The organism is Curvibacter cyanobacteriorum (assembly GCF_028649475.1).
Classification (GTDB): Bacteria; Pseudomonadota; Gammaproteobacteria; order Burkholderiales; family Burkholderiaceae_C; genus Curvibacter; species Curvibacter cyanobacteriorum.
In genome coordinates this window covers 559,895-577,116 of record NZ_JAQSIP010000001.1, presented here as the reverse complement: position 1 = coordinate 577,116, position 17,222 = coordinate 559,895, and the positions used below count along the sequence as shown (strand labels likewise).

The window sequence follows — 17,222 nt, the reverse complement described above, 5'->3', positions numbered from 1 at the left end:
CCATTACTCTTGGCCCGCGAACCAATGCTCGCGTGCCTTCATGATCAAAGCCGTGGCTTCTTCAGGGGTCTGGCCGGTGATGTCGGTGAGTTCATCCACCGCCAGATCCGCCAGTTCGTCGCGGGAATGGACCCCGCCAGCTGCCAACTTGGCGATCAGATCGGGGCTGAGGCCCTCGAGATCGCGCAGGTTTTGGGACACATCGTCAACGCTTTCTTCGCGTGCGATTTCCATGGTCAGCAATGCATCTTTGGCACGGGAACGCAGTTCGTTCACCGTGTCTTCGTCGAAGCTCTCGATTTCCAGCATTTCCTGGATCGGCACATAGGCCACTTCTTCGAGGCTCGTGAAGCCTTCGGAGATCAGGATCTCGGCGATTTCTTCGTCGACATCGAGCTTCTCCATGAACAGCTGGCGCGTGGCCTGCGTTTCATTGGCTTGTTTCTGGGCCGATTCGGCGGCGTCCATGATGTTGATCTTCCAGCCGGTCAGGTCGGACGCCAGGCGCACGTTCTGACCGCCACGGCCGATCGCGATGGCGAGGTTTTCCTCGTCCACCACCACGTCCATGGCGTGCTTTTCTTCATCCACCACGATCGACTGCACATTGGCCGGGGCCAGGGCGCCAATCACGAACTGCGCCGGGTCTTCGCTCCACAGCACGATGTCCACGCGCTCGCCAGCGAGCTCGTTGGTCACGGCATTGACGCGGGTGCCACGCACGCCGACGCAGGTACCGATCGGGTCAACACGCTTGTCATGCGACAACACGGCGATCTTGGCGCGCGAACCAGCGTCACGGGCGCAGGACTTGATCTCCAGCAGGCCTTGCTCGATCTCGGGCACTTCCTGACGGAACAGCTCGATCATGAACTCGGGGGCCGAACGCGACAGGATGATGGGCGCACCGCGCAGGGTGAGGTCCACTTCCATGATCATGGCGCGCACACGGTCGCCATTGCGCAGGTTTTCCTTGGGGATCATCTCGCTGCGGCGCAGGCGACCTTCGACACGGCCGGACTCGACAATGATGTCGCCCTTGTCCATGCGCTTGACGGTGCCCACGAAGATCTTGTCGCCACGCGACATGAAGTCGTTGAGCAGCATTTCGCGCTCAGCGTCACGGATCTTTTGCAGGATGACTTGCTTGGCCGCCATGGCGCCAATGCGGCCGATCGGCACCGAGGCCACCGATTCTTCGATGTACTCGTCGACTTCGATGTCGGGGATCTGCTCTTTGGCTTCGAACAGCAGGATTTCTTGCTCGGGCAGTTGCAGGCCCGCTTCATCGGGCACCACGTGCCAGCGGCGGAAGGTTTCGTAAACGCCCGTGTCACGGTCAATCGCGACACGAATGTCCACCTCGCCCTCGTAGAGCTTCTTGGTGGCTTGGGCCAGCGCGGATTCCACGGCGCCAAACACCACGTCACGCTCCACATTCTTTTCGCGCGAGATGGCTTCGACCAACATCAACAATTCGCGATTCATGTCACGACTCTCCTATCCAAAACGATGCAGATGAGGCTGTTGCAGCGACGCTGCGGCAGCGCCCGTTCAAGCCGAGGGAGCTTCCTTGGCGGAAGCTCGCCCCTTGAAATCAACAATGGGGGCCAGACGCGCATCACGCAGTTCGTCCAGCGTGAAACCCAGGACCTGCAAAGGCGCCGGAATGCGCTTCTTGCTGACCTTTTGACCCGGCTTCACAGCGGGCTCGTCCCGCCACACGATTTGCCAGCTGGGCGCAGCGCCCTCGGCTTCGACACGCTCCAGCGTGCCACGGAATTTTTTGCGATTGCCACTCACGAGGCCACCCGCCGCCGCACCGAGGGGGGCTTTCAGGGTGATGTCGATGATCTCTCCGGCAAAGCGGATGAAGTCTTGCTCGTGGCGCAGCGGGCGGTCCAGCCCGGGCGAGGAGACTTCGAGGCGTCGGTAATCGACGTCATCGACTTCGAGGGCGAATTGAAGCTGCCGAGTGACTTTTTCACAGTCCTCGACATTGACATAGACGGGGGGCTGACCAGCAGCCTCAGGAGACCAGGGAAGATCGATGGTGATGCGCAGCAAGCCCGAAGCGGAGCGCTCGATCTCCACGAGGTCATAACCCAGTCCAGTTACGGTTTGTTCTACGGTTTGCTGTAGCGCCACGTTGATCCGGATGCAACCTGTTGTTAAGTGATGAGACGACCAGTCTTGGACCAGAACCATCCCACCGAAAACGCTCATTGAAAAGCGATGAACCAAAAAAAACGGGCGGTAATTACCCGCCCGTTTGGTCGTGAAGCTCTTATTGTAACGTCTAAAGTGTTGATTTGCAAAGGTTTAGGCCTGAGTTTTCAGCAGTTCAGCCCCCAATCGGCGGCTGCCGGGGCCCAAAACCCCCTGAACCGCTTGCCACAAGGCCTGCGTGCCCGCCTGCGAGGCCATGCGGCGCTCCGGGTCGGCCATGAAACCAGCCAACAACCGCGCCAACACCTCGGGCTGGGGCGTCAACGGACCGAAGTGGTAAACCCCCTCACCGCGCGCCACCAGCAAGGTCGGGAAGGTCTCGATGTCCACGTCACCCACCGCATCGGCATCGTCTTCGATGTCCACCCAGTGAAAAGCCACCTCCGGGTGCCGCGCCGCCAGCCCATCAAAGACCGCGGCATATTCTTTGCAAACACCGCACCAGCCCGCACACAGGCAGACCACGGACCACTGGGACATGAAACACCCTCCATTCAGGCGCCGATGGTAGCGCAAAGGCCACCACCCTGCGCCACCCCGAACAGCCCCGCGGGCCGCAAGCAAGCCAAGCCAAGCCAGGCACCGCAGCGGGCCAACCCACCCAGGCGCTCACGCTCAGCCTCCTCGCGCCACCAGACGCCGGAGCCGGGGCCTCCCACCGCCCCACGACACCGCACTCAAGGCGCTGCCGACTCCCGATCGCGCAGCAGGTCCAGGGTCGACACGCCACCGGCGTGGTGCCCCCAGGATTCGCGCAGGAAGGACAGCACAGCCGCCACCTCATCGTCCGCCAGTTGCTGGCGGAACGGCGCCATGCCGTGCGGCCGCGGATTGGCCTGGGTGGCCGGCGCGTAACCGCCTTGTAAAACGATGCGGATCAAGTTCGCGGGCTGGGCGAGCGTCACCGCCCGATTGCCCGCCAGGGCGGGGTAAGCCCCTGCCACTCCCTGCCCCTGCTCGCCATGGCAGGCCGCGCAATGCTGACCATACAACTGAGCCCCGCGGCTCAGTTGCAGCGGAACCGGGGCCACCGCCGCCCGGGCTGGCGTCGCCTGCACCGGCAGCGCCTGCAAGTAGTGCACCATCGCATTCAAGTCGGACTCGCCGAGGTACTGGGTGCTGCGAAACACCACCTCGGCCATCGGCCCCGTGACCACCGCATGGTCATTGACCCCCGAGCGCAGCAGGCGTGCCGCCTGCTCGGCCGACCACCCCATCAACCCCGCCTCGGCAGGATCCACCAAGGACGGCGCGTACCAACGCTGCGCCGTCAGCATCTGCCCCGTCAACGGGCGCGATCGATCCAGCCCACCCAGGGCATCGCGCGGGGTGTGGCAGGTTGCGCAGTGGCCCAAGCCCTGGACCAGGTAAGCGCCCCGGTTCCAGAGCGGCGTCTGCGCCGGCTCAGGCTCCCAGGGCTCAGGCTTGAAATACAGCGCACGCCACACTGCCAGCGCCGCCTGCGTGCGGTAAGGCCAGTCCAGCGCGGGGTCGCGGTTGGGCTGCGCCACGGCGGGCAGGCTGCGCAGGTAGGCATACAGGGCGTCCGAGTCCGAGCGCGAAACGCGGGTGTATTCGGTGTACGGGAAGGCCGGGTACAGCAAACGACCATCCCGGGAACGCCCATGGTGCATGGCGCGCCAGAAGTGATCGGCATTCCAGCGCCCCAGGCCCGTGGCCTCGTCCGGCGTCAAATTGCTGCTGTAGACCACGCCGAACGGGGTCTCGATGCCGCGCCCGCCGGCAAACGGCGCCCCACCCGGCACCGTGTGGCAGGCCATGCAATTGCCCACCCGGGCCAAGTAAGCGCCCTGCGCCACCTGCTGTGCGCTGGCCGGCAAAGGCGCTGCATCACCGACGGGCAGCTCGCCACGGACATTCAGCCAGGCGACCAGCGCCACCAGGAACAGCCCCAGCAGCAGCACCGCCATCAACGCTTGAAGTTGCCGTCTCATGGCCGCACCCCCACCGACACGTCACCGCAGGGCAGCGGCAGCGGCTGAGGCAGCGCCCTGGCCGCGCGGGTCACCGCCGGCAAGGGCTGGGCAGCCAACCAGGCGGTCACCGCACTGACCTCGGTCGGGCTCAGCTGGCGCGCCACGTCGGCCATGCAATCCGGGGACCGGGCCCGACGCTGGCCCGTCTGCCAGGCCCCCAACTGGGCATTGAGGTAATCCCGCGGCAAACCCAACAGCCCTGGAATGTCAGGTGACACGCCAGTCATGGCCGCCCCGTGGCACTGGGTGCAGGCAGGCAGCCGCCGCTGCGGATCGCCCTGCTCCACCAAGCGCCGCCCCTGGGCCAGCAGCGCCGGGTCGCGCACCACCGCGCTGGGCGGGGGGTAAGGCAGGTCGAGCCCGGCAAAGTGTTGCGCCATCTCGCGCAGGTAATCGTCGCTGAGGTTTTCCAGCAGCACCGCCATCTGCGGGTACCGGCGGCGCCCTTCGCGGAAGTTGAGCAGCTGGTGGTAGAGATAGCCCTCAGGCTTGCCGGCCAGACGCGGAAAGTAACCGTCCGGGGTGGCCCGCCCTTCGCGGCCATGGCAGGCCGTGCAGGCCAAAACCCGCGAAGCCATGGTGTCAGGGGCCGGCAACACGGCCGCCACGCCCGAGGCAGCCGAAACCCCTGAGACAACCGAAGCCCCAAGGGGAACAGCCCCGGTCGGCGCCCCTCCAGCTCCGGCAGCAAGGGACACGCCCGCACTCAGCCAAACGCCAGCCGCCACCCAACCCAGAAGCCCACCGCGCAGCCGCCGCAGGGTGCGACCCGCCACGCCCGGCGAGCAGTCACCCTTGTCTGTCAGGCCACCACAGCAGCGCACGATCCATCTGAGCACAGCACACCCCTTGCAAATACAACACCAGGGCCGCACTGTAGCGTGCGCTTCAACCGCGCGACCAGCGCAGAAGTCGCCCAAAGAACCGGATCAGACCACCCCCGAGGGCCTCAAGCCTGCGCCAGACCCACCCCTGAGCGACCGCCCCCACGCGCTGCTCGACCCCCACATAGAAGGCATGACCACAGGCCAGGCTCAGCATCAAGGCCAACACCATGCCCAAGGCATTGAGGCCAGGCTGGATGGGAAACCAACGGGACCAGACCGCATTGAAAACCAGACAGACGGGAAAATGAATGAGGAACACCGAATAAGAAATGCGCCCCAACCAGGCCAATACCGCCTGCTGCAACCACCCCACGCTGGAGCGCAAACCACCCCAGGCCAGCAAGACCGAGGTCAACCAGGCCAGCACCAGGCGCTCGCGAAATTCCAGCACCAAAGCCAAGCCCATCACCCCCCACAGCACCATCAGGTAACCCCAGGCACAGCGCCGCCCGCTGGCCCAGCGCGTCATCAGGCCCAGCGCATAGGCACCAAAGAAATACAGGCCCGTGACGTCGAAGTCGGCGTCCAGGTTGAAGAAGAACAAGGACGACAGCATCAACAGACCGGTCAAGCCCGCCATCCAGGCCGACAACCTGAAGCGGCCCGCCGCGTCGGCGCCCCCCGGCGAACCGGCCAGCCCCTGGGCCAATGCAAACAGCAGCACCGCCAGGGCATACAGCTGCAGGTCGATGGCCACGTACCACACCCCTGCCGACAGGGCCTCGTGCCCCAGCCACCCCTGCAAGAGCAGCACATGGGACAGCAGCTGCCAAACCTCGGGCGCCCCAGGCAAGGACTCGTGCGACCACCATGGTCGCAACGTTGCCGCAGCCAACATGGCCACCAGCAAAGCCGCAACCAAAGGCTGGGCCAAACGCAGGTAACGATGCCCCACCAGCGACATCAGCGACACCAGCGAGGTCGGCTGCCCGACCTGAACCCGCCGCAACAATTGCCCTGCGGTCAAGTAGCCTGCCACCACCAAGAAGACCTGAACTGCGAAGCGCCCGTAGTCGTACAGCCAAGCCATCAGGCGAGGCGCAAGCGGCAAGGCGATGTCGGACATGGGGCCATAAAAGGCCAGGTGGTGGGCCACGATCAACACGCAGGCCACTCCCTTGAGGGCATCGATCAAGGGCATTCGACTCGCCGCGTGAGACGTCATGCAAACTCCATTGAAGGGTTCCCACCCGCACCCGACGCCTCGGTCAGAGGCGCCTGGCGCGGCGCCACCCAAGCCAGCCGGGCGACAACCCCAAACAAATCAGCCATGAAAAAAGCACTCGGACCGCAGGTCAGAGTGCTTTTCAGAATTTGGTGGGACGTGCGGGGGTCGAACCCACGACAAACGGATTAAAAGTCCGCTGCTCTACCAACTGAGCTAACGTCCCGACCGCCTCTACAAAAATAAAACTACCTCTGTATCAGCAAGCCTCAAATTATAGCCTGTTTTTTTGGCTGTTTTTCCGAACTCTGCGCTAATTCATTCAAAACCCAGCCCGCGGCGCACTGACCAAAGGTGGCGGTCACGCTGACCACCGAGCCATAGCCATGGCAATTCAGGCTGCCGTCGCCCTGCAGTTCACACGAGGCATCGGGCGGTGCCACGGCCTCGCGGCTGAACACGCAGGCCACCCCGATGCGCTTGCCATCGCGCGGTGCGCCGTGTTCACGGCGCAAGCGGTAGCGCAGCTGGGCCAACAGCGGGTCGTGCGTGGTCAGCGACAGGTCGTCGATGTCGACCCGGTGCGCCAGGCGCTTGCCACCGGCGGCCCCCACACTGATGAAAGGCCGCCCGGTGCGCCGGGCCCAGGCCGCCAGCGCGGTCTTGGTCTTGACCTGGTCGCAGGCGTCGATCACCGCCGACGCGTCCGGTGGGCACAGGGCCAGCCAGTTGTCGGGTGTGACAAAGTCTTCGATGCGGTGGACAACGCAGCCCGGGTGAATGTCAGCGATGCGCGCAGCCATGGCGTCCACCTTGGCCTGGCCCACGGTGGCGCCCAGGGCGTGGATCTGCCGGTTGATGTTGGATTCAGCGACGTTGTCGAGGTCGATCAGGGTCAGGCATGCCACACCGCTGCGGGCCAGGGCCTCGGCGGTCCAGGAGCCCACCCCACCAATCCCGACCACCACCACATGGGCCGCGCGGATGCGTTGCGCACCGCTCACGCCGTACAAGCGGGCCAGGCCGCCAAAACGGCGCTCCAGATCGGCCTCCAGCGAGGCCGACATCAAGGCCGGATCGCTCACTTGAGGCGGGCCAGACGTTCGCGGGCCGCGGCTGCGGCCTCGGACTGCGGGTAGACCTTGATCAGGTCTTCCAGCGTCTTCTTGGCGCTCTTGCTGTCCTTGAGCTCGGTCTGGCAGTTGGCGATCGACAAGGCCGCCTCCGGCGCGCGCGGGTGGTCAGACGCCACCGCCAGCAGCGACCTGAAGTTGGCCACCGCCTCCTTGTAGTCACGCGTGGCGTACTGCGCATTGCCCAGCCAGAACAGCGCGGTTGGCAGGTAGCCGCTTTGCGGGTAGCGGCGGATGAACTCGGCAAACCCCGTCTGCGCCTGCGCAAAGGCCCCTTGGCGAAACTGGCCCAGCGCCGCCTCGAAGTCTTTCTTCTCGGCCGGGTCGGCCTGGAACTCGCGGCCATCGACCGTCACCTTGACCGGCTCGAACTGGCGCAAGCGCTCGTCCACGCCTTGGGCGATGTCTTTTTGCCGGCGTTGCAACTCGGACACATCGCGCGCCAGCTGCTCGTTTTGCCCGCGCAGGCTGGCTTGGTCGGCCCGCAGCGTCTCGATCTGGGCTTGCAGCTCCAGCAGGCTGCGGCGCAGCTGGGCCAGCTCTTCGGCCGCACGGCGGTCTTCGTCGATCTGGCGCTGGGCGTTCGCGTCCACCTTCTGGCGCAGGTCCAGAATGGCTTTGCGGGCCTCGTCGTCACCGAACAAGGCGGCCTGGCTGGGCTGGGCCAGCAGGGCCGCACAGGCCAGCGCGGCGGCCGACAAGGCCTTCAGGGCAGGGTTCGAGGGGCTGCGCATGCCGGGCCTCAACGGTAGGAGATCTCAACGCGGCGGTTTTGCGCCAGCGAGGCCTCGTCGCTGCCCACCGCAGCCGGCTTTTCTTTGCCGAAGCTCACCGCTTCGAGCTGGCTGTCCGACACGCCCAGCAAGGTCAGCGCACGGCGCACGGCTTCGGCGCGCTTCTGGCCCAGGGCCAGGTTGTATTCACGGCCACCGCGCTCGTCGGTGTGGCCTTCAAGCGAGACCTTGCGGGCGCTGTTGGCCTTCAGGAAGCGCGCGTGGGCGTCCAGTTGGGCCTGGAATTGCGGCTTGACGGTGTAGCTGTCGTAGTCGAAGTACACGATGCGCTCGACACCAGCCGGGCCGGCGTTCTTGCTCGCATTGGCCGACAGGTCGACGCCCGCGACGGCGCTTTGCGAGGTGGCCGAACCGTTGCCCGTGTTGGTGGTGGCGGTGGCGGCGGAGGCATTGCGCTCTTCCACCGGGGCCTGGTCGAGCTTGACGCCAGAGCTGCAACCTGCCACCAAGGCGGCAGCGATCAGAGCGAGAGAGAAACGTTGAATCATGAAAAACTCCTGAAAAAAAGAAGGAGAGCCAGCCGAAGCGGCAAGTTAAAAAGGGGTCAGGCCCGCGGGCCTGTGACAAATCAGGACTTCTGGAACGGGCCCCAGTCGGGTTCTCGGATGTCGCCACCCTGCCCCGCCAGGCGGGCCTTGATCTTGCCATCCAGCGTGGTGGTCATCAGCGCTTCACGCCCGCCCTGCTGGGTCGCGTAGACCAACAGGCGGCTGTTCGGCGCAAAACTGGGCGACTCGTCGGCCGTGGTGTCAGTGATGGCGGTCACGCTGCCGCTGCTGAGTTCCATCACATGCAGCTTGAACGCCCCCGAGACCCGCGAAATGAAGGCCAGCCAACGGCCGTCCGGGCTCAGTGTGGGTGAAATGTTGTAGTTGCCCGTGAACGTGACGCGCTCGGCATTGCCGCCGCCGGCAGCCACGCGGTAGATCTGCGGGGCCCCCCCGCGGTCGCTGACAAAGTAAATCGTCTTGCCATCGGGCGCGTACGCGGGCTCGGTGTCGATGCCGCTGCTTTGCACCAGGCGGCGGGGCTCGCCGCCATTGACGGCATCGATGGTGTAGAGCTGGGAGCCGCCGTCGCGGGTCAGGGTGACGGCCAGCTGGCGCCCGTCCGGCGACCAGGCCGGCGCGCTGTTGGAGCCCTTGAAATTGGCGATCAGGCGGCGCTTGCCGGTGGCAACGTCGTGCACGTAGACCACGGGCTTGCGCGATTCGAACGACACATAGGCGATCTGCCCACCCGAGGGCGACCAGGCCGGCGAGATGATGGGCTCGGGGCTGGTCAAGGCGGACTGGGCACCTTCGCCGTCAGCGTCGGCCACCCACAGGTTGTACTTTTGACCAGCCTTGGTGACGTAGGTCACCCGGGTCGAGAACACGCCCTTCTCGCCCGTCAGCTTTTCATAGACAAAGTCAGCGATGCGGTGCGACACCAGGCGCAGGTCGGCCTGCGGCACCGCGTAGCTCTGCCCCCCGAGGTCCTGGCCACGCACCACGTCCCACAGGCGAAAGCGCACGTCGTAGCGCCCATCGGCGAGGCGCGCGATGCTGCCGGTGACCAGTGAGTCGGTGCTGCGCTGGCGCCAGAAACTCATGTCCGGACGGGTGGTCTCGTCGAGGGCGGCGCCGGTGGCATCCACCGGGCGGAACTGGCCGCTGCGCTCCAGATCGGCCTGGATGATGGCGGCGGGGCGTTGCGGCATGCCGGCCTCGCCTTTGAACGGCGCGATCGCAATCGGCAGCTGGGTCAAGCCCACACCGGACACTTCGACCCGGAACTGGGCCAGGGCGGGCCCGGCCACCGAGGCCGCCAGGGCCGTCAGCAGCGCGCGACGCGACGCCGGGGGAATCAAGGAAAGGGAGTGGGAAACGGGGCGTTTGAGGTTCATTCGCAGTGGTGGTCTGGTGACAACACGGGAACTGGCCGGGGCGGCTGCAGATCGGTCGCCGCGACAAAAGAAGCTATGTTACACACCGCCCAAAAAGCACTGTCACAAAATGTGTACTGTACACCGCCCGAAGGCACCGCCGGGGCGGGGCCCGTCGGCACGGCCTGTGGCGCCCAGGTCCGCGCGGGGCCCCCATGGGCCTGCCGCCCGGCCCGCTGGGGGGCCCGTAGAATCCCCCCCACGATGCTCACCCCCGACGCCCCTCAACCCACCCTGCCCTTGCGCCAGCGACTGGCCCGCCTCAACGCTTATTTCGGGCGTCACGGCCTGGCCTGGGGCATGGCGGTTCTGGCCACGCTGGTGGGGGCTGGCACCGAGCCTTTGATTCCGGCCCTCATGCAGCCGCTGCTGGACCAGGGCTTCACCAAGGGTACCTTGCCGCTGTGGTTTGTGCCGCTGGCCCTGCTGGGCTTGTTCGCGGTGCGCGGCCTGGCACAGTTTGTGGCCCAGTACGCGCTGGCCCGCATCGCCAACGACGGCATGATGCGCCTGCGCAAGGACCTGTTCCAACGCCTGCTGAGTGCCGACCTGCGCCTGTTCCGCGAACAAAGCGCCAGCGCGCTGTCCAACACCGTGGTGTACGAAGTGCAGACCGGGGCCCAGTTGCTGGTGCAGTCGGCGCTGGGGTTTTCGCGCGACGGCTTCACGCTGCTGGCCCTGCTGGGCTACCTGCTGTACCTGAACTGGCAGCTGACCCTGATCGTCGGCGTGGTGGTGCCCGGTGTGGCCTGGGTCATGAAGACCCTGTCGCGTCGGCTCTACACCCTCACCAAGGCCAGCCAGGCCGCCACCGACGAACTGGCTTACGTGGTCGAGGAAAACGTGTTGGCCCACCGCATGGTGCGCCTGCATGGCGCCCAGGCCGCCCAGGCCGGGCGCTTTGAACGCCTGAGCCAAAGCCTGCGCGGCCTGGCGATCAAAGGCACGATTGCGTCGTCCGCCATGACGCCGCTGACCCAGTTGCTGTCCGCCGGGGCCCTGAGCACCGTGATCTGCGTGGCGCTCTGGCAAGGCCGGCAAGTCGGCGCCAACCACGAACAAGCCGCCATCACGGTGGGGGGCTTTGTGGCCTTCATCACCGCCATGTTGATGCTGATCGCCCCCATCCGGCGCCTGGCCGACCTGGCCAACCCGCTGACACGCGGGCTGGCCGCGCTGGAGCGCGGCTTGTCGCTGCTCGATCAGGTGCAGGTGGAAACCGAAGGCCAGCACCGCAGCGATCGGGTGGAAGGCACCTTGGCGCTGCGCGATGTCACAGTGCAGTACCACCCGGACACCCCGCCCGCCATCGACCAGCTGAGCCTGGACATCCGCCCCGGCGAGGTGGTGGCGCTGGTCGGCCCGTCGGGCTCGGGCAAGACCACCCTGGCCAACCTGTTGCCGCGCTTTGTGCAGCCGAAATCGGGCCAGGTGCTGCTCGACGGCGTGCCGCTGGCCGACTGGCAGCTGAGCTCGCTGCGCCACCAGTTTGCGCTGGTCAGCCAGGATGTGGTGATGTTCAACGACAGCATCGCCGAGAACGTGGCCATGGGCCAAGCGGTCGATGAAGCCCGGGTGCTGGCCTGCCTGCAGGCCGCCAACCTGGGCGACTACCTGGCGCGCCAGAGCGCCGGCATCCACACCCCTGTGGGCCACAACGCCAACCAATTGTCGGGCGGCCAACGGCAGCGGCTGGCGATTGCGCGGGCGCTCTACAAGGACGCCCCGATCCTGATCCTGGACGAAGCCACCTCGGCGCTGGACACCGAGTCCGAGCGCCTGGTGCAAGAGGCCCTGAACCGCCTGATGGCTGGCCGGACCACGGTGGTGATTGCCCACCGCCTGTCCACCATCGAGCACGCCGACCGCGTGGTGGTCATGGCCGAGGGCCGCATCGCCGAGCAGGGCACGCACGCTGAACTGCTGGCGATGCAGGGGCTTTACGCGCGGCTGCAGGCCCAAAGCGGGCACGGCGGCGGCAGCGGCGGCTCATCGGCCGCCTCGCCCACACCCGCCCCCTGACCCAGCCACCGACCGAGGCCGCCGGGACAGCGCCCGACCTCGCGCGCCGGGGATCGACTCCCGCCATTCAAGCCCGTCGCAACCCTGATCAGTGGCCGAAGCCCTGCGCCAGGCCCGCCGCGCAGCGGATTGGGCTCAGGCGCCGCGCGCTGCCCAACGCACCGACAGCGTGCCCGTGAAGGTTTCGCCCGGGGCCAGGCGCTGGGGCCGGGTCGCACAGACCGGCTCGATGCAGATGAAAAAACGCTCGTCGCCAGGTGGCAAGTCGGTCAAGCCCGGGGCCAACGGGCGGCCAGGGTTCCACACCATCCACTGGGTGAAGCCGGTGCCCGACAGGCGCAGTTCGTGCGCGCCGGTGCGCAGGGTCAGCGGCGGCAGGCCATCGAACAGGCATTCCATGCCGGCGTCGTCCCAGCGCCAGGGGGCCGCCTGCGGTGGCAGGGCCCGCGATTGGAGCTGGTCCACACCCGCGCAGGCCTGCAAACCGTCCAGTTCCAGCGACCAGGCGTCCTGCACGGCCCAGTAGGGGTGCAGGCCACCGCTCCACTCGAAGGCGCTGTCGCCGCAGTTGTGGAGGCGCAATTGCCAGTCGAGTCCGTCGGCCACGCGGCGGGTCTCCAGGCTCAGTTGGGCGGCATGGGGCCAGCCATCGCACTGGCCCGGCTGCACCGCGAGGGTGTAACGCAGCGCGTCGGCGTCCTCCTCACTGGCTTTGGCCGCGGCGCTTGGCACGGGTTCGCGCTGCCAGACCTGCTGGCGCGCGAAGCCATGCTTGCGACCCGGCCCGAGCTGGGCGAACTGCGGAAACAACACCGGCACCCCGCCACGCGCCGGCACCGCCGGCTGGCGCGCGGCCCAAGGGCTGAGGTAGAGCAGTGGGCGCCCGCCACTGAGCTCCGCGCTCAGCAGTTGCGCGCCCAGCGCCTGGTGCTGCCAGGCGGCCGGGGTTGGAGAAGCCCCCACCGTGGGGGCCGGGTTCAAAGCCATCACAACGTCCTTGTCACAACAACACAATGTCGTACTGGTCCTGCCCCATGGCGCTTTCGGCTTGCAGCGAAATCGGCTTGCCAATGAAGTCCGACAAGCCCGCCAGGTGCTGGCTTTCCTCGTCGAGGAACAGCTCCACCACATTGGGCGAGGCGACGATGCGGAACTCTCGCGGGTTGAACTGGCGCGCTTCGCGCAGGATCTCGCGCAGGATGTCATAGCTCACGCTGCGCGGGGTTTTGACCTGGCCCGAGCCGTGGCACAGCGAACAGGGCTCGCACAGCATGTGAGCCAGCGACTCGCGGGTGCGCTTGCGGGTCATCTCGACCAGGCCCAGCTGGGAGAAGCCGCCAATCATGGTCTTGACGCGGTCGCGGCCGAGCTGCTTGCGGAACTCCGCCAGCACCGCCTCCCGGTGGTCCTCGCGCGCCATGTCAATGAAGTCCACGATGATGATGCCGCCAAGGTTGCGCAAGCGCAGCTGGCGCGCAATCGCCTGCGCGGCCTCCAGGTTGGTCTTGAAGATGGTGTCGTCAAAATTGCGCGCCCCCACATAGCCGCCGGTGTTGACGTCGACCGTGGTCAGGGCCTCGGTCTGGTCCACGATCAGGTAACCGCCCGATTTCAGGTCCACCCGCCGCCCCAAGGCGCGGGCGATTTCTTCTTCGACCCCGTACAGGTCAAAAATCGGCCGCTCGCCCTTGTAATGCTGTAGCTTGGCCACCGCCGAAGGCATGAATTCCTGGCCAAAGGCGCGCAGCTTGTCGGACTGCTCTTTCGAGTCGATGCGGATGGTCTGCGTCTGCTCACCGACCAGGTCGCGCAGCACGCGCTGCAGCAGGTTCAGGTCCTCGTGCAGCAGCGAGGCCGGCGGCAGGCGCAGCGAGGCGTCCTTGGTGCGGGCCCAGGCCTTGCGCAGGTAGGCGATGTCATCGGCCAGCTCGGCGTCGCTCGCGTCTTCGCCGTTGGTGCGCAGGATGAAGCCCCCGCCGCCGCCCGTGGCCTTGTCGCCCACCAGCGCCTGCAAGCGGGCCCGCAAGGCCTCACGCTCGCCGGTCGGGATCTTCTGGGACACGCCGACGTGTTCGTCTTGCGGCAAAAACACCAGCAGGCGGCCCGCGATGCTGATCTGGGTCGACAGGCGCGCCCCCTTGGTGCCGATGGGGTCCTTGATGACCTGCACCATCAGCGCCTGACCTTCGAACACCTGGCGCTCGATCGGCACCAGCGGCTGGCTTTGGCGTGACGGCGGCGCTTCGCCGTCGACGTGCTTTTGCCAGACGTCGGCCACATGCAAAAAGGCCGCGCGGTCCAGGCCAATGTCGATGAAAGCCGACTGCATGCCCGGCAGCACCCGGGTCACCTTGCCCAGGTACACATTGCCCACCAGGCCGCGCTCCAACGGGCGTTCGATGTGCATCTCCTGCACAGCGCCGTTCTCGATCACGGCGACCCGGGTTTCCTGGGGGGACCAATTGATCAGGATGTCTTGTTGCATGGGGCAGTCTCCAAAATGGGGGCGCGAAAAGGAGCGCGCTCAACGCTCTCAAAGGGGGCGTTCAGCGCCAGCAAAGGGGCGCATTGAGCGCCGGCACTCAGAGCCTCCAGCCCAGCGAGCGCAGCAGCTCGGCGGTCTCGAACACCGGCAGGCCCATGATGCCCGAATAGCTGCCACTGAGCTGCGCGATGTGGGCCGCGGCCCGCCCCTGCACACCGTAGGCGCCGGCTTTGCCCATCGGCTCGCCCGTGGCCACATAGGCCTTGATCTGGGCCGGCGTCATGGGGGCGAACGTCACCCTCGACTCGCTGAGCGCGGTGACACGGCGCCGGCCCTGCTGCACCGCCACGGCGGTCAGCACGCGGTGCGTGCGGCCCGCCAGCTCGGTCAGCATGGCGCGGGCATGGGCTTCGTCGTCCGGTTTGCCATAGATGCGGCGGCCCAAGGCCACCGTGGTGTCCGAGCACAGCACCGGCACACTGGGCAGGCCGCGGCGCTTCAAGCGGGCCAGCGCGGCGTCAAGCTTCAGGCCGGTGACGCGCGCCACGTAGCGGGCCGGGGCCTCGCCGGGGCGCACCGCCTCCAGGCCTTCGGCATCCTCCTCCAGGTCGCCGTCCACATTGGGCAGCAGCAGTTCGTGGCGCACGCCCAGTTGCTCCAGCAGCTGGCGCCGGCGCGGGCTTTGCGAAGCCAGGTAAATGAAATCAGACTTTGCCATCGGGGCCTCCAGCCAAAATACAGACAGGCCTCGCCTGCGACCCCAAGCCCCAGGGGGGCGGGCCAAAGGCGGGCTTCACTCGCGGTGGTAGGGGTGGCCGGCGTTGACCGACCAGGCGCGGTACAGCTGCTCGATCAGCAGCACGCGCACCATGGCGTGCGGGAGGGTCAGGTCAGACAGGCGGATGCGCTCGTGCGCGGCCTGCCGGAACGCCGGGTCCAGCCCGTCAGGACCGCCGATCACCAGGGCCACGTCATCGCCCTCCAGCTGCCAGTGCTTGAGCTTGCTGGCCAGGGCCAGCGTGGTCAGCGAGGTGCCGCGCTCGTCCAGCGCCACGATGCGGGTGCCACGCGGGATGGCCGCCTCGATGCGCTCGCGCTCGGCGGCGTACAGGGTCTCGAGCGTCTTGGAGCCGCGCGGCTCGGTCTTGACCGCCTTGAGTTCCACCTTCAACTCAAAGGGAAAGCGCTTGGCGTAGTCGTCCCAGGCCGTCTGGGCCCAGTCGGGCACGCGCTGCCCGACCGCCACGATCAGCAACTTCATGGTGCGCGGGATCAGCCCTTGGCGGGCTTCTTGCGGGCCGGCGCCGCGGCCGTCTTGCGCGCCCCCGCCTTGGGCAGGCCGGCGACCGGCGTGCCAACCTTCACCACCTTGATCGGTGCCGACTTCTTGGCGGCCGGGGTCTTGGCGGCAGCGGTCTTGGCCGCGGTCTTGCTGGCAGCCTTGGCCGGGGTGGTCTTGGTCGGTGCAGCCTTCTCGGCCTTCTGGGCCTTGGCCGCTTGGGCGGCGGCCTTGGCCGGGGTCGTGGCAGCGGGTTCCGCCTTCTTCGCGGCAACCTTCTTGGCGGCGGTCTTCTTGGCCGCCGGCTTGGCTTGCACTTCGGGCTTGGGCGCACCGAGCTTCAGGCGCACCGGGGTCGCGCCCCAGATTTCTTCAAGGCGGTAGTACTGGCGGATCGCGGGTTGCATCACATGCACCACGGCTTGGCCGCAGTCCACGATGATCCATTCGCCGTTTTCTTCGCCTTCGGTGCGCGGCTTGTTGAAGCCGGCTTCACGCACGGCATCGCGCACGCTGGCGGCCAGCGCCTTGGTCTGGCGGTTCGACGTGCCCGAGGCCACGATCACGCGCTCGAACAGCGGCGACAGGGCTTCGGTGTTGAACACCTGAATGTCTTGGGCCTTCACGTCCTCCAGGCCATCGACGATGGCCCGCTGGAGTTTCTGGATGTCTTTTTTGGCGGTGGAGTCCGTGGAGGTGGTCATCAGGCGGATTTGTAAAGATGATGTTGTTCAATATAGCGCGCAACGCCGGCCGGAACCAGATGGTGAATGTCCAAACCTGAGGCGACGCGCCACCTGATGTCCGTTGCACTCACGGACATGAGGGGCCATTGCAGCGGCTCCCATCGCCCTCCCGGGAGATGCTGGAGCTCAAATAGACCGCCGGCCTTCGCAGAATTTTCGCGGCCAGCTACCGAAATTATAGCTTTGTGCAAAATGTCCTGATACCGGTGCCACTGGGCGAAGGCGGCCGCCTGGTCGCCACCGATGATCAGCACCAGCTGCGCTTCGGGGTACTCGCGCTGCAATTCGTCGAGGGTGTCGACGGTGTAGCTGGGGCCGGCGCGCGCAAACTCGCGCGCGTCCACCACCACCTCGGGCAGTTCGGCAAAGGCCAGCCGGGCCATGGCCAACCGGTGCTCGCCCGCCGTCACCGGGCGGCTGCGGTGGGCGGGTCGCCCGGTGGGCAGGATGTGCAGCCGGCTGAGACCCAGTTGCGCCAGCGCCTCGCGGGCCAGCGCCACATGGGCCAGGTGCGGCGGGTCGAAAGCGCCGCCAAACACCCCGATGCGGGTCACGCGC

At 66.7% G+C, this 17,222-nt stretch carries 17 protein-coding genes and 1 tRNA gene; 1 reads left to right on the top strand and 17 read right to left on the bottom strand.

Annotation, left to right across the window (positions count from 1 at the left end; all coding sequences use genetic code 11):
• Positions 1 to 3 precede the first annotated feature (3 nt).
• The 11 genes from nusA to tolB form a co-directional block, all read right to left on the bottom strand.
• Positions 4 to 1,488, bottom strand: coding sequence for a transcription termination factor NusA (nusA, locus tag PSQ40_RS02485; protein WP_273948491.1), 1,485 nt, complete (start codon positions 1,486 to 1,488; stop codon positions 4 to 6).
• Positions 1,489 to 1,554: 66 nt separating this feature from the next.
• Positions 1,555 to 2,148 (bottom strand): ribosome maturation factor RimP, encoded by a 594-nt coding sequence (gene rimP, locus PSQ40_RS02480; protein ID WP_273948828.1) that lies wholly within the window; start codon positions 2,146 to 2,148, stop codon positions 1,555 to 1,557.
• A gap of 174 nt (positions 2,149 to 2,322) precedes the next feature.
• A complete protein-coding gene (locus PSQ40_RS02475; protein ID WP_273948489.1) occupies positions 2,323 to 2,709 on the bottom strand; it encodes a thioredoxin family protein in 387 nt (128 codons plus the stop codon).
• A gap of 197 nt (positions 2,710 to 2,906) precedes the next feature.
• Entirely contained in the window at positions 2,907 to 4,184 is a 1,278-nt protein-coding gene (locus tag PSQ40_RS02470; RefSeq protein ID WP_273948488.1) for a c-type cytochrome, read from the bottom strand.
• Positions 4,181 to 4,963: a c-type cytochrome gene (locus PSQ40_RS02465; RefSeq protein ID WP_409338542.1), complete on the bottom strand. Its 783-nt coding sequence runs from the start codon at positions 4,961 to 4,963 to the stop codon at positions 4,181 to 4,183. The genes PSQ40_RS02470 and PSQ40_RS02465 overlap by 4 nt, the downstream gene beginning before the upstream one ends.
• Positions 4,964 to 5,114: 151 nt before the next feature.
• Positions 5,115 to 6,254: an acyltransferase family protein gene (locus tag PSQ40_RS02460; RefSeq protein WP_273948484.1), complete on the bottom strand. Its 1,140-nt coding sequence runs from the start codon at positions 6,252 to 6,254 to the stop codon at positions 5,115 to 5,117.
• A gap of 174 nt (positions 6,255 to 6,428) precedes the next feature.
• A tRNA-Lys gene (locus PSQ40_RS02455) sits at positions 6,429 to 6,504 on the bottom strand.
• A 43-nt stretch (positions 6,505 to 6,547) separates the two neighbouring features.
• The gene (locus PSQ40_RS02450; protein ID WP_273948827.1) at positions 6,548 to 7,345 is read right to left on the bottom strand and encodes a tRNA threonylcarbamoyladenosine dehydratase; all 798 of its coding nucleotides are present in this window, start codon (positions 7,343 to 7,345) and stop codon (positions 6,548 to 6,550) included.
• Between the two features lie 14 nt (positions 7,346 to 7,359).
• Positions 7,360 to 8,145, bottom strand: a complete 786-nt coding sequence (gene ybgF / locus PSQ40_RS02445; protein ID WP_273948482.1) for a tol-pal system protein YbgF — start codon at positions 8,143 to 8,145, stop codon at positions 7,360 to 7,362.
• Positions 8,146 to 8,153: 8 nt separating this feature from the next.
• Positions 8,154 to 8,693, bottom strand: a complete 540-nt coding sequence (gene pal, locus PSQ40_RS02440; RefSeq protein ID WP_273948481.1) for a peptidoglycan-associated lipoprotein Pal — start codon at positions 8,691 to 8,693, stop codon at positions 8,154 to 8,156.
• Between the two features lie 80 nt (positions 8,694 to 8,773).
• Positions 8,774 to 10,093 (bottom strand): Tol-Pal system beta propeller repeat protein TolB, encoded by a 1,320-nt coding sequence (gene tolB / locus PSQ40_RS02435; RefSeq protein WP_273948478.1) that lies wholly within the window; start codon positions 10,091 to 10,093, stop codon positions 8,774 to 8,776.
• A gap of 243 nt (positions 10,094 to 10,336) precedes the next feature.
• Here tolB and msbA point away from each other — a divergent pair, with 243 nt between their 5' ends.
• Positions 10,337 to 12,154: a lipid A export permease/ATP-binding protein MsbA gene (msbA, locus tag PSQ40_RS02430; RefSeq protein WP_273948476.1), complete on the top strand. Its 1,818-nt coding sequence runs from the start codon at positions 10,337 to 10,339 to the stop codon at positions 12,152 to 12,154.
• A 135-nt stretch (positions 12,155 to 12,289) separates the two neighbouring features.
• Here msbA and PSQ40_RS02425 read toward each other — a convergent pair whose 3' ends face one another.
• The 6 genes from PSQ40_RS02425 to nadD form a co-directional block, all read right to left on the bottom strand.
• Positions 12,290 to 13,141 carry an aldose epimerase family protein gene (locus PSQ40_RS02425; RefSeq protein ID WP_273948475.1) on the bottom strand — a complete coding sequence of 284 codons (852 nt, stop codon included), beginning with the start codon at positions 13,139 to 13,141 and terminating at the stop codon, positions 12,290 to 12,292.
• Between the two features lie 13 nt (positions 13,142 to 13,154).
• Complete coding sequence (rng, locus tag PSQ40_RS02420) at positions 13,155 to 14,639, bottom strand: ribonuclease G (RefSeq protein WP_273948473.1); 1,485 nt, start codon at positions 14,637 to 14,639, stop codon at positions 13,155 to 13,157.
• A 97-nt stretch (positions 14,640 to 14,736) separates the two neighbouring features.
• Entirely contained in the window at positions 14,737 to 15,357 is a 621-nt protein-coding gene (locus PSQ40_RS02415; protein ID WP_273948472.1) for a Maf family protein, read from the bottom strand.
• 75 nt (positions 15,358 to 15,432) lie between these two features.
• The gene (rlmH, locus tag PSQ40_RS02410) at positions 15,433 to 15,900 is read right to left on the bottom strand and encodes a 23S rRNA (pseudouridine(1915)-N(3))-methyltransferase RlmH (RefSeq protein ID WP_273948470.1); all 468 of its coding nucleotides are present in this window, start codon (positions 15,898 to 15,900) and stop codon (positions 15,433 to 15,435) included.
• A gap of 11 nt (positions 15,901 to 15,911) precedes the next feature.
• Complete coding sequence (rsfS, locus tag PSQ40_RS02405) at positions 15,912 to 16,622, bottom strand: ribosome silencing factor (protein WP_273948469.1); 711 nt, start codon at positions 16,620 to 16,622, stop codon at positions 15,912 to 15,914.
• Positions 16,622 to 17,218, bottom strand: a complete 597-nt coding sequence (nadD, locus tag PSQ40_RS02400) for a nicotinate (nicotinamide) nucleotide adenylyltransferase (RefSeq protein WP_273948466.1) — start codon at positions 17,216 to 17,218, stop codon at positions 16,622 to 16,624. Before nadD ends, rsfS begins: the two co-directional genes overlap by 1 nt.
• Positions 17,219 to 17,222: the final 4 nt, after the last annotated feature.

Excerpts from the sequence above, each read along its gene's own strand:
- PSQ40_RS02415 (WP_273948472.1), bottom strand. The coding sequence starts at position 15,357 with ATGGCAAAGTCTGATTTCATTTACCTGGCTTCGCAAAGCCCGCGCCGG.
- rng (WP_273948473.1), bottom strand. The coding sequence starts at position 14,639 with ATGCAACAAGACATCCTGATCAATTGGTCCCCCCAGGAAACCCGGGTC.
- msbA (WP_273948476.1), top strand. The coding sequence starts at position 10,337 with ATGCTCACCCCCGACGCCCCTCAACCCACCCTGCCCTTGCGCCAGCGA.
- PSQ40_RS02450 (WP_273948827.1), bottom strand. The coding sequence starts at position 7,345 with ATGTCGGCCTCGCTGGAGGCCGATCTGGAGCGCCGTTTTGGCGGCCTG.
- tolB (WP_273948478.1), bottom strand. The coding sequence starts at position 10,093 with ATGAACCTCAAACGCCCCGTTTCCCACTCCCTTTCCTTGATTCCCCCG.
- PSQ40_RS02475 (WP_273948489.1), bottom strand. The coding sequence starts at position 2,709 with ATGTCCCAGTGGTCCGTGGTCTGCCTGTGTGCGGGCTGGTGCGGTGTT.
- rsfS (WP_273948469.1), bottom strand. The coding sequence starts at position 16,622 with ATGACCACCTCCACGGACTCCACCGCCAAAAAAGACATCCAGAAACTC.
- nusA (WP_273948491.1), bottom strand. The coding sequence starts at position 1,488 with ATGAATCGCGAATTGTTGATGTTGGTCGAAGCCATCTCGCGCGAAAAG.
- rlmH (WP_273948470.1), bottom strand. The coding sequence starts at position 15,900 with ATGAAGTTGCTGATCGTGGCGGTCGGGCAGCGCGTGCCCGACTGGGCC.
- PSQ40_RS02425 (WP_273948475.1), bottom strand. The coding sequence starts at position 13,141 with ATGGCTTTGAACCCGGCCCCCACGGTGGGGGCTTCTCCAACCCCGGCC.
- PSQ40_RS02470 (WP_273948488.1), bottom strand. The coding sequence starts at position 4,184 with ATGAGACGGCAACTTCAAGCGTTGATGGCGGTGCTGCTGCTGGGGCTG.
- pal (WP_273948481.1), bottom strand. The coding sequence starts at position 8,693 with ATGATTCAACGTTTCTCTCTCGCTCTGATCGCTGCCGCCTTGGTGGCA.
- ybgF (WP_273948482.1), bottom strand. The coding sequence starts at position 8,145 with ATGCGCAGCCCCTCGAACCCTGCCCTGAAGGCCTTGTCGGCCGCCGCG.
- PSQ40_RS02460 (WP_273948484.1), bottom strand. The coding sequence starts at position 6,254 with ATGCCCTTGATCGATGCCCTCAAGGGAGTGGCCTGCGTGTTGATCGTG.